The organism is Pseudomonas sp. F9001 (genome assembly GCF_013385435.1).
GTDB lineage: Bacteria > Pseudomonadota > Gammaproteobacteria > Pseudomonadales > Pseudomonadaceae > Aquipseudomonas.
This window is the reverse complement of the sequence record NZ_JACAPX010000035.1, coordinates 50,562-60,972: the sequence shown is the minus strand read 5'-3', so window position 1 is coordinate 60,972 and position 10,411 is coordinate 50,562. Positions and strand designations below refer to the sequence as shown.

At 62.8% G+C, this 10,411-nt stretch carries 9 protein-coding genes; 7 read left to right on the top strand and 2 right to left on the bottom strand.

The genetic code is table 11. The annotated features are described in order from the left end of the window. Positions 1-68: 68 nt before the first annotated feature. Complete coding sequence (locus HX818_RS26380) at positions 69-521, bottom strand: winged helix-turn-helix domain-containing protein (protein ID WP_177021013.1); 453 nt, start codon at positions 519-521, stop codon at positions 69-71. Between the two features lie 72 nt (positions 522-593). Further along, entirely contained in the window at positions 594-3,812 is a 3,219-nt protein-coding gene (locus HX818_RS26375; protein ID WP_177021012.1) for a type III effector HrpK domain-containing protein, read from the bottom strand. A 563-nt stretch (positions 3,813-4,375) separates the two neighbouring features. Here HX818_RS26375 and HX818_RS26370 point away from each other — a divergent pair. The 7 genes from HX818_RS26370 (at position 4,376) to HX818_RS26340 (ending at position 10,073) form a co-directional block, all read left to right on the top strand. Continuing rightward, positions 4,376-4,537, top strand: coding sequence for a hypothetical protein (locus HX818_RS26370; protein ID WP_003207273.1), 162 nt, complete (start codon positions 4,376-4,378; stop codon positions 4,535-4,537). A gap of 115 nt (positions 4,538-4,652) precedes the next feature. After that, positions 4,653-5,546 (top strand): FHA domain-containing protein, encoded by an 894-nt coding sequence (locus tag HX818_RS26365; protein WP_102369495.1) that lies wholly within the window; start codon positions 4,653-4,655, stop codon positions 5,544-5,546. A 28-nt stretch (positions 5,547-5,574) separates the two neighbouring features. Then, a complete protein-coding gene (locus HX818_RS26360) occupies positions 5,575-5,931 on the top strand; it encodes a hypothetical protein (protein ID WP_003207269.1) in 357 nt (118 codons plus the stop codon). Next, positions 5,931-6,266: a lipopolysaccharide assembly protein LapB gene (locus HX818_RS26355; protein ID WP_087694813.1), complete on the top strand. Its 336-nt coding sequence runs from the start codon at positions 5,931-5,933 to the stop codon at positions 6,264-6,266. Before HX818_RS26360 ends, HX818_RS26355 begins: the two co-directional genes overlap by 1 nt. Beyond that, positions 6,263-8,401, top strand: coding sequence for a type III secretion system export apparatus subunit SctV (gene sctV / locus HX818_RS26350; RefSeq protein WP_134326974.1), 2,139 nt, complete (start codon positions 6,263-6,265; stop codon positions 8,399-8,401). The genes HX818_RS26355 and sctV overlap by 4 nt, the downstream gene beginning before the upstream one ends. Beyond that, positions 8,398-9,678: a type II and III secretion system protein family protein gene (locus HX818_RS26345; protein ID WP_008433173.1), complete on the top strand. Its 1,281-nt coding sequence runs from the start codon at positions 8,398-8,400 to the stop codon at positions 9,676-9,678. The genes sctV and HX818_RS26345 overlap by 4 nt, the downstream gene beginning before the upstream one ends. A gap of 14 nt (positions 9,679-9,692) precedes the next feature. Then, on the top strand, positions 9,693-10,073 hold the full coding sequence (locus HX818_RS26340) for a hypothetical protein (protein ID WP_003207261.1): 381 nt from the start codon (positions 9,693-9,695) through the stop codon (positions 10,071-10,073). Positions 10,074-10,411: the final 338 nt, after the last annotated feature.

Here is a 10,411-nt window from a genome sequence, read left to right as displayed (position 1 = left end):
CTGTAAGAGCGGAACCAATCGCAGCCATCACCCAAATAATGGATATGCCCCCGATCCAAATCCTCCCCTCAACTGTTAAGCCTCTCCTGCCGCACGCCGAGCACCGGCCTCACCTCACCCCCCAAACAGCGGCGACAGCTATAAACCCCCAACACCACCGGCTTTTTCTGCGCCCCACGCTCAACCCAGGTCGGCGCAACAAACCGATACCCCTGGCCCGTCGCCGTCGCGATATACACCGAATCATCATCCCCCAACGCCCGACGGATCGCCTTGATCTGCGCCCGCAGGTTGCACTCTTCCACCACCAACCGTGGCCAGGCGATGTCCAGCAATTGGGTCTTCTCCAACAGCTCACCAGGCCGCGAAGCGAGGGCAATCAGCAACGTCAGGGCCCGACTGCCCAGGCTCACCGGCTCACCGTTTTTCAGCAGCAGATGACGTCGGGGCAGCAGTTGATAAGGGCCAAAGTGGATTTCAATAGCGCTGTCTTCAAGGTGGCCGCGGTGTGAATACGTCATGTGATTAACCTTTGTGCATGTTCAAAAACACAACCTCGCGCGGCTCCCTTCGCGCAAGGCTGCAAGGGAAGGTCAGGTGTTGATCGCCGGGATCGGGTCTTCAGGATAATCACCCGGCTCCGTAGGCCCGCCAGTCAACCCGTATTGCTTGAGCACCGGCGCAAGCTGGCCATAGAACGCGTCCTGCGCCTTGCCATGGGCATCAGCCAGGGCGAAGGGCAGGAACGCGCTGCCGATCCCGCCAAGGATCGCCGTTGCCCCGCCGAGGATCCCGCTGATGGTCCCGGCCACCGCGCCGATTTCCGTAGCCCCGTACAACCCGGCCCCGGCTTCCACCAACCCGGCCACCGCCGCACCCGTACCCAGCACGCCGGTGGCCACCGAGAAACTGCCGCTCAGGTAGTCGCCTTTTTTCAACGAGTCGACACCGCCAATCACCCCGATCACACCGCCGATAATCCCGCCCGCCGAGCCAATGATCTTGCCGGCCGCGCCGAGGTTGGCGATTTGCTGCGGGCTCAACGGGCCTTTGCCCACCGGTACCTTGCCGGGGAAGTCACCAATGGTGCCGCCATCCGGGCGGTTGACCCAGGTGATGCCGTAACCCGCTTCCTTGGCGTATTTGGTGCCGCCCTCCATCAACAACCCGGCAAATTGCAGCCCGGCGGATACCCGGTTCGCGTCCGCCACCGGCGTGTTGCTGCCGCTGGCCGAACGGGCCATCAGCACGCCGCTCATCAGCACCGCACTGCCGATGTGCAGCAGGCCTTGCTTGAATGCAGGGCTGACGTCGCCGAACTTCATGCCTTCGATGGCCTTGGGCAGTGCGTCGGCGATCTTGTTGCCCTGGCGCCCGATGTCCCATACCGAACGCAGCATCGACACCACTTGCGCCGGGTCGATCTTGCCGCCATCCGAGGTGACGAACATCTCTGGATCTTTTTGCTGGGCGTCGTTGATCGCGGCAGTGACCTTGGCTTCGTCGAAGTTGCCCTTGCCGTCCCCCAGGGTGATGTTCAGGGTGTCGGTGGTGGCGCCGCCGAGCAGAGCGTCGCCAAGGGCTTCGTTGAAATTCACCTGCAAGGTGGCGGCGTCATCCGCCGAGGCCTTGTCGCCGAGGAAGGCCTGGGCCGAGGCCGTGCTGGCGGCGAAGCTGCTGGCCGCCACGGTGGGGTCCATACCGCCGGCCACCGCGTCGGTAAAGGCCTTGCCGGTCACCAGTTGGTTTTTGTAGTACTGCTGGATGTTGTCGCTTTGCCCGGCCTTGTCGGCGATGCCGGTCAGGTCCACATGGCCGTTGCCCCCCAGCGCCAGGTTGGCGATGGTCGTATCGTTGGCCGCGTTTTGCAGGCCCATGCCCATGTCGATCTGCTTGCCGTTCTGGTCCTTGGCGTTGAGATTGTCGGTGAGGTTTTTGCCGGTCTCGATGTCGTCGGTGTAGTAGTTCTGCATCGCGACTTTCATCGCCGGGTTGCTGTCGACGATGTCGGCCAGTGCCGGGCCGCGATTGTTTTGCAGGAAGCCTTGCACGTCCGGGTCGGCCGAGAGGGTTTCGATGCCGCTTTGCAGCTGTGCCTTGATTTTGTCTTCGTTGGGGTTGAGGCCGTAGTGGGGCGAGGTGTACTTGTCCATCAACCCGGCGTGGGGCACGTAGTCGCTGACCAGCAGGCGGGTTTGTGCATCGGTCAACTGCACCAGCACCGCGGCTTTCTGTTCGCCGCTGTAGTTCTGCGGGTTGGCCAGGATGTCGGCGGTCAGGCCCGAGGTGTCGACGCCGGCGACGGCATCACGAGTGGCGGCACCGTCGAGGAAGGTCAGGGTGTCGCTGTCGGTTTTCGGTGCCTGTTTTTCGAGCCAGGCGCCGATGTTGTCGCGGGTGCCGATGCCGTCCGACTTGCCGGTGGCGGGGTTGTCGCCGCCGGTTTCCAGGGCGTGGAACATCCCGGGTCTGGACCACATGGCCGCCGCGCCGGTCAGCTCGGTGCTCAGGGCCGAATCGCTGCCCAAGGCTTGCAGGTTGTCGCTGCGCAGCATGCCGTCGTTGCTGCGCTGGTTGGCGTCACCGGGGCGCATCGCCGGACCTGCGCCAGCGGCCAGGCTCTCATTGGCCATCAGGATTGCCGCCGACTTGGCATTCGCCTTGGCCAGGTCACCGGGTTTGCTGCCTAGGAAACTGCCATAGGATTTCGACGCGGCGCCGAGGTCCTTGCCGGCGTTGTCGATGAAATGGTCGACATCGGAATGGGTGATCACATTGTCGGCCTTGCCACGCCCGCCGGTATCCAGCGCGGCCATCAGGCTCGGGCTGCTGGCCACGTACTTGAGTACGGCCTGGGCCTCGGGGGGGAGTGTCGTGGGTGGGTTGGCGAAGTCGATCGGCGCGCCATGCAGGCCCCAGGCGTCCCAGTTTTGCGAGAGCAATTGCGCGGCCGCCTTGGGCCGGTTCAGGTCGAGTTCTTCCTTGGTCGGCGTGCCGCTGGTGTTGCCGGTGATGGTGTCCCAATCCTTGGCACCCGACACGCCAAACGATGAGGTGTCGATCCAGGACGTGTCCGAGGCGCCCGCCGCGCCGGTGCTGCCGGCATACAGTTTGGCCACCTGGTCGTACAGCGCGGGGGTGATGTCCTGGGACACGATCACCTTGTCGCCCGACGCCGTGGTATAGCGAATCAGGCCCGGGCCGACTTCTTCGGGCGGGCCGATATTCGCTGCCGGGTCCATGGTTTCCGTGGGGCCGGCCAGGCGGTAGCCCTCGGCCTGGCTGGCATTGATCGCAAAGAGCTTGGCCGAGTCGCCGCTGACCTGGGCGAACAGCGCGGGTGTTTCCTTCTGGCTGACCACGATTTTGTCGCCGGCACTGGTCTCGTAGCGGATCAGTCCCGGGCCCAATTCGGTGGTACTGCCGATCGCCTTGTAGTTGCCCAGGCCAGGCGCCACGGTGCTGGCGTCGGCCTCCTTGTAGCCGGCGTCTTTGCTGTCGGCCAGATTCTTCTCAAGGGTCGCGTCGCTTTGCTGTGCGTTGTACTGGTTGACCAATTGCTCAAACAGCCTGGGGTTGTCGATCTGCTTGAGGGTCACCGGTTTGTCGCTGCCCAGCGGGGTGTAGGTGATGCTGTTGTTCACCGGTGCCTGCACGTTCTGGTACGGCAGCGGAATGGACGGCCCGCGGATTTTCGAGGGGTCGAATACCGGCTTGTCGACGGCGGTGAACAGGGCTTTTTCGAACGTGCTCCGGGAGCCATCCGGGCCTTTGTTGTCGGCAGGGTCAAGGCCATTCGGGATCGCAGTCATAGATCACCTGGAAGTTGTTTTATATCAGTCGATATTTAGTGCAAGTGCACTAACTGGGGCGGGCGAAAGTTGCGAAGTGTTATTGGGTTAACCCGCGCCGAGCTATCAAACGCGATGATCAAGTCGGTTTTGTTACAAATGGAAATATCTGCAAAGTTGGGCAAATGGCTATTAGTTAAAAGTGTGAAGTTGTCGTGTTTATTTTCTGGAATTGTTGAGTGATCAACGTTTTTACCCAGAGGTAACTGGCTCATAAATTGTTCGAGTTGGTTCGTTTTTCAGGTTGTGCCCCCGTAAACATTGGGTCTCGTCGTGTATTGGTTTTTTAACAAAAGTTCCACGCCCGCGCGGCGATGAGATTTTCTCAACGGCATGTTGAGCCGGATTTTTCACAGCACCTGCCATGAACGTTTCACAAGCTTTCACAGCGAAGGCGTTTTGTTCGTGAGTAGTATGGTTCCCATGCAAACCGACGGCTGCATGGCCAACTCACTGTCTGACGCTGGGAGTTTGTTTCGGTTTGCATGCGGCTTAACTTCCCTATCGATGCAAGGAGATTGAACATGGCTACTACTCCACCAGTAAGTGCAGGCGGCGCCGACGACGCTATCGCGAAGATGGAAGCAACTTTCAACATGGCCATCGAGAAGTCGGCCAAGATCACCGAGATCAGCACCGCGAAAAAAGCAGAGCTCGACGCCACCAAACAGCGTCCGCAGAACTGATTCGCCATGCGGGCAGCGCCGGCGCTGCCCGTATACCTGCCTTACCCCGTTGCACCGTTGTTGATCGGCACAGGCGTCGTTGCGGCCTGTGATTCTCAAGGGGGCAAACCCAACCATGACAGCCTTGATTTCCCTGGGCCTGCCCGCCGCGAACGGCGCGCCGACCCTGCTTGTGACCCACGGTTTGCACCAGGGCAGTTCCCTGATGCTCGACCAGCCGGTCTACACCCTTGGCGCCGCCCTGGCGGCCGACCTCCAGCTCAGCGATCCCGGGATTGCCGAGTTGCACCTGCGCCTGCGTTTTGAAGGGGCCCAGGTGGCCGTCGAGGCCCTCGGCGGCGATGTACTGATCACCGGCACTGCCGGCGATATCCGTATTCCCCAAGGCAGCGGCCATCGCGCGCGGCTGCCGCTGCAACTGCGTATCGGCACGGCGGGTGTGAGCCTGGCGCTGCCGGGCAGCCCTGAAAAAACGCCTGCGACGACACGCACGTTAACGCCCTGGATCATCGCCACCGCGTTGCTCTTTGTATGCGCCGGCGCCCTGGCATTTCGCAACGATCCACCGCAAGCGCAAACCGTAATGCCGGTTGCCGAAACAACCGCAGCCAAGCCTTCCCGTGCCGAGGCCAAGGCCTGGTTCGAAGGGCAATTGCAGGCCGCCCACCTGGACGCCGTGAAGGTCAACGACATCGATGGCCAACTCAACGCCGTCGGCTCCTTTGAGCGCGCGCAAAAGCCTCAATGGGTCGCCCTGCAACAAGCCTTCGACCAGCGTTACGGCCAGCAGATCGTGCTTAACCCGCGGGTCGCCGTGCGTGCAGATGCGGCCCGGCCACGGGTGCGCTTTCAAGCCGTGTGGTTCGGCGCCAACCCCTATGTGATCAATGACAGCGGCAAGCGCCTGTACCCCGGCGCGGCCCTGGCGGACAACTGGGTACTGGAGCGCATCGAGAACAACCAGGTGATCCTCGCCCGTGGCGAAGAACGCTTCACCTTCACCCTATGACGCTGCTTTTTTCAGCTAAGGCCCCGGGATGAAAGTCGAACCCCGTCCGTTGATTCCAAGTGACGTGCGCAGCGCGCCGGTCGAGGCGATCCGCCCGGTCAACTCGCGCCAGGCCACGGCTTTCGAAGCGTTGCTGAAAACCCGCAAGGTCCAGTCCCGCCGCTCCCTGCGCAGTGACCTGGAAGAACTCACCAGCGCCGCCGGCGTCGACTCGCTGCTGTTCGGCAGCGCACGTTCCCTGGAACTGCTGGAACACGTGATGCAGCATCTGTTGCCGAATCTCGACGCCGAGCCGCAGATCAAGGCATTGGCCCACGACCTGATCAGCGAGGAAATCGAGATGCGCCGTACCCTTGAACAACAACGCTCGGAGGTCCAGGCCTGATGCCCCGGGACAACGACGACGCGGTGCAATTGCTCAAGGGCATTGGCGAGCTGTACCGGCGCAACGGCCAGTCCCAGCGCGCGCTGGTGATGTTGCTGATTGCCGTGAGTGTCGCGCCCGACGATGGCCAACTGTTGCGCTCGCTGGTGCTGGCGTTCACCGACAGCGGCGACTTCACCCGCGCACTCGCGGCCCTGGATCGGCTGGTCGCGCTGGAGGGTGAGTCTGCCAGTCTGTTGCTGCTGCGTGCCCGGGCGCTGTGGTACGGCGAACGCAAGGACGAAGCGCGCCAGTGCTTCAAACGCTACCTCGCTGCACGGAGAGCCGCGCCATGAACCTGCTCAATCGCCTGAACGGCATCGCGCGCATGGCCGCCCAGCGTACCGACGTGATCATCGTCGCGTTCATGCTGATGGCGATCGTGATGATGATCATCCCGCTGCCTACCTACCTGGTGGACATGCTGATCGGCTTGAACATCGCCCTGAGCATCCTGATCCTGATCGTGGCGTTCTACATCGGCCACTCGGTGGAATTCTCCGCGCTGCCGCCGCTGATCCTGCTCAGCACCCTGTTTCGCCTGTCGCTTTCGATCACCACCACCCGCTTGATTCTGCTGCACGGCGACGCCGGCCATATCGTCAAGGCCTTCGGTGACTTCGTGATTGCCGGCCAGGTGGTGGTGGGCATGGTGGTATTCCTGATCATCACCGTGGCGCAGTTCGTGGTGATCACCAAGGGCGCCGAGCGGGTCGCGGAAGTGGCGGCGCGCTTCACCCTGGATGCGATGCCCGGCAAACAGATGAGCATCGACAACGACCTGCGCAACGGCGATATCGACCAGGCCGAAGCCCGCCGCCGGCGCTCACGCCTGGAGCGCGAGAGCCAGATGTTCGGCGCGATGGACGGGGCGATGAAGTTCGTCAAGGGCGATGCGATTGCCGGGTTGGTGATCCTCGCGGTCAACCTGCTGGGCGGCATGCTGATCGGCATGATCGAGCGCGACATGGCCTTCGGCGCGGCGGTGCACACCTATTCGCTGCTGACCGTGGGCGACGGTTTGATCGCACAGATCCCGGCGCTGCTTATCTCGGTAGCGGCGGGCACCGTGGTGACGCGGGTCAACAGCGACGGCGAAGCGGGTGACCTCGGCAGCGAGATTCTCAAGCAGTTGGGTGCCAGCTACCGCGCCCTCGGTTTGACCGCATTGATCATGGTCGGCGTCAGCGTGATACCGGGCTTTCCGACCTGGGTGTTCCTCGGGTTGTCGCTGGTGTTCGGTGGTGCGGCCTTCGTGATGTACCGTCGCCATACCCGTGAAAACCAGGTAGAGCCTGAAGCGCTGGTCGAGACCCTGGAACCGGTGGTTGAAGTGCAGGCCGAGCAGGATTATGGCGTGGCCCCCGACACTCGGGTATTGCTGACCCTCGGCAGTGCGTTGGCCCTCAGCGCCCCGCGCCAGCTACTGAGCCAACGCATCGAAGCGCTGTGTCACGACATTCGCAGCGACCTCGGCGTCGATATGCCGGTGCCGGGCATTCACATGGACGCCAAGGCCACGCCGGGCAGCTACCGCGTGTCACTGGAAGGCGTACCCGTCAGCGAAGGCGAGATGCCGATCAACTGCCTGCTGTTGCAGGACGATCCGGTGCATGTGCAGTTGCTGGACATCGCCACCCTGCAAGCCGATTCGCCCCTCAACGGTCGTGCCGCGCACTGGATCGAGCGTCAGCACGAAGACGCACTGCGCAGCGCCGGCATCGGTTTCCTGCTGCCGGACGAAGTCCTGCGTGGCGTGCTGGAACGCAGCCTGCGCCGCTATGCCGCAGACTTCCTCGGCATCCAGGAAACCCGCCTGCTGCTCGAACGCACCGAAGCCACCTACGGCGAACTGGTCAAGGAAGCCCTGCGCCTGGTGCCGTTGCAGCGGGTGGCCGAGACCCTGCGCCTGCTGGTGGGCGAGGGCGTGTCGATCCGCAATCAGCGGGCCTTGCTCGAAGCCATGGTGGAGTGGGGCGCCCGGGAAACCGATGCCGGCCGCCTGGCCGAACACCTGCGTGCAGGGTTGGCGCGGCAGATCAGCCATCAGTACGCCGACCGCAATCGGGTGATTGGCGCCCTGGTGCTGGCGCCGGGATTGGAAGACCAGTTGCGTGCGTCCCTGCGTCGCCAGGAGCCCAGCCGTGAAGTGATCCCCGAGGAAGTCAACCGCGCGTTGCTCGCCCAACTGCGCCAGGCCTGCGACAAAACCACTGAAGCCAACAGTGCGGTATTGCTGGTGCACCCGGAACTGCGCCGCAGCCTGCGGCGCCTGGTGCTGCGCGGTGAACTGGAGCTGGCGGTGTTGTCGTTTCGCGAACTGGCCACCGAATACAACCTGCAAGCGCTGGTGACCATCAGCCTTACCGATATCTCCAACCGCCGTGCGCCTGCCGCGGCTTCCGTCACTTCCCTGGCGTCTGCCTCATGATCCGTTTTTGTCTGCTGTTGCTGACGTTGACCTCGTTTTTCTGCAGTGCCCAGGACATCGCCAACGGTGCCCAGGGGTCTATCAACCTGGCCTCCGGTGAAGGCCGGATCCTGCATTTTGTGGCCCCGGTGGAGTCGGTACTGGTGGCCGAACCGGGGATTGCCGACCTGCAAGTGGTGTCGCCCGGGGTGATCTATATCTTCGGCAAGGCGCCGGGCAATACCAGCCTGATTGCCCTTGGCAGCGACGGCAAACAGCTTGCCAGCCTGAGCCTGGCGGTCAGTAGCGCGACCCAGGCAGTGACCGCGCCGATGCAGGAATTGCATCCCGGCAATGGCGCGCAGATCAGCGGTGCCGGTAACCGATTGATCGCCAAGGGCACGGTGCGTTCGGTTGGAGAAGCGACGGATTTGAATGCCTTGCTCAACCCACAGGGCCAGGGCTTCCAGAGCGCGGTCAACACCACTGAGTACGCCGGTGCCGCCCAGGTCAACTTGCGTGTGCGCTTCGCTGAAGTGTCCCGCTCGGAACTGCTGCATTACGGGGTTAACTGGAACGCCATGTTCAGCAACGGCACGTTCTCCTTTGGCCTGATCACCGGCGGACCGCTGGCAGCCGCCACCGCCGGTGGCCTGGCGGCGGCGGGCAGCGGCTCGGGCAATACCAATATCGACGGCATGCTCGATGCGTTGCAGGCCAACGGGATCCTGCAAATCCTGGCCGAGCCGAACATCACCGCCATGACCGGGCAAACCGCGAGCTTCCTGGCGGGCGGCGAAGTGGCGATCCCGGTGCCGGTGAATCGGGACCTGGTGGGGATCGAATACAAGTCGTTCGGCGTGTCGCTGCTGTTCAACCCGACGCTGCTGCCCAACGGCCGTATCGCCCTGCAAGTGCGCCCTGAGGTCAGCAGTGTGGTGAGTGGCGGCACGGTGGATTTTGGCAATTTCCATGTGCCGTCGTTCAGCGTGCGCCGCGCCGATACGCGGGTGGAAGTGGGCAGCGGGCAGACGTTTGCGATTGCCGGTTTGTTCCAGCGTGAGAGCAGCCAGGACATCGAGAAGCTGCCGTTGCTGGGGGACTTGCCGATCCTGGGCAACCTGTTTCGCTCCAAGCGTTTTCAGCGCAATGAAACCGAATTGGTGATTTTGATTACGCCGTACCTGGTGGAGCCGGTGCGCAGTCGCACCCTGGCCACGCCGCTGGATGCACAGCCTGCGACCGCCGCAGCGGCGGGGCCGCGCAGTGGTGGGGCGTTTGGTTTCTACATGAATTGATGAGGGGGCATGGCATGAAAGTTTCGCGTTTGTTGATGTGTTTGCCCCTGTTGGTGGTGGGCTGCAAGACGCATCTGGCGCCGGTGTATTACTCGCCGCAGTATCAGGCGGACGGGGTGCCAAGCCAGTGCCAGCAGCCGCCGGCCAAGGATGAGATTGGGCTGGACGAGGATTTCAAGGCGACCTTGCCGCTGGGCTGTGCCAACAATTTGAATTTGATGCAGATGGTGGAGCAGCGGCAGGATTTGAATCAGGGGCGGGCCACCGGGCCAGCGATGGCGGCGCCGGTTGGGCGGGCGGCGCAGGTGTATATCGAGGGGTTTGATCGGGAGCAGTTGCAGCGGCGTCAGGCTCAGCAAGAGGCCAAGGCGGGCGCTCCGGGAGCGGAGCAATGAACCTGCGTTCACATGTCCTCTGTGGGAGCTGGCTTGCCTGCGATAGCGGTATTCCAGGCCCAGCAGATCCATCTGCCACACCATCATCCAAATGTGGGAGCGGGCTTGCTCGCGAAAGCGGTATTCCAGCCCCAGCAGATCCATCTGTCACACCACAGACCCAATGTGGGAGCTGGCTTGCCTGCGATAGCGGTATTCCAGGCCCAGCAGATCCATCTGCCACACCACCATCCAAATGTGGGAGCGGGCTTGCTCGCGAAAGCGGACTGATAGGCGACCCGAATCTTGAAGCTTACCGCGTACATATCCATTCCTGCGGTAACGGCCACTTAGGGTTC

Coding starts and splice junctions, on each gene's coding strand:
- HX818_RS26380 (WP_177021013.1), bottom strand. CDS start 521: ATGACGTATTCACACCGCGGCCACCTTGAAGACAGCGCTATTGAAATC.
- HX818_RS26375 (WP_177021012.1), bottom strand. CDS start 3,812: ATGACTGCGATCCCGAATGGCCTTGACCCTGCCGACAACAAAGGCCCG.
- HX818_RS26370 (WP_003207273.1), top strand. CDS start 4,376: ATGGCTACTACTCCACCAGTAAGTGCAGGCGGCGCCGACGACGCTATC.
- HX818_RS26365 (WP_102369495.1), top strand. CDS start 4,653: ATGACAGCCTTGATTTCCCTGGGCCTGCCCGCCGCGAACGGCGCGCCG.
- HX818_RS26360 (WP_003207269.1), top strand. CDS start 5,575: ATGAAAGTCGAACCCCGTCCGTTGATTCCAAGTGACGTGCGCAGCGCG.
- HX818_RS26355 (WP_087694813.1), top strand. CDS start 5,931: ATGCCCCGGGACAACGACGACGCGGTGCAATTGCTCAAGGGCATTGGC.
- sctV (WP_134326974.1), top strand. CDS start 6,263: ATGAACCTGCTCAATCGCCTGAACGGCATCGCGCGCATGGCCGCCCAG.
- HX818_RS26345 (WP_008433173.1), top strand. CDS start 8,398: ATGATCCGTTTTTGTCTGCTGTTGCTGACGTTGACCTCGTTTTTCTGC.
- HX818_RS26340 (WP_003207261.1), top strand. CDS start 9,693: ATGAAAGTTTCGCGTTTGTTGATGTGTTTGCCCCTGTTGGTGGTGGGC.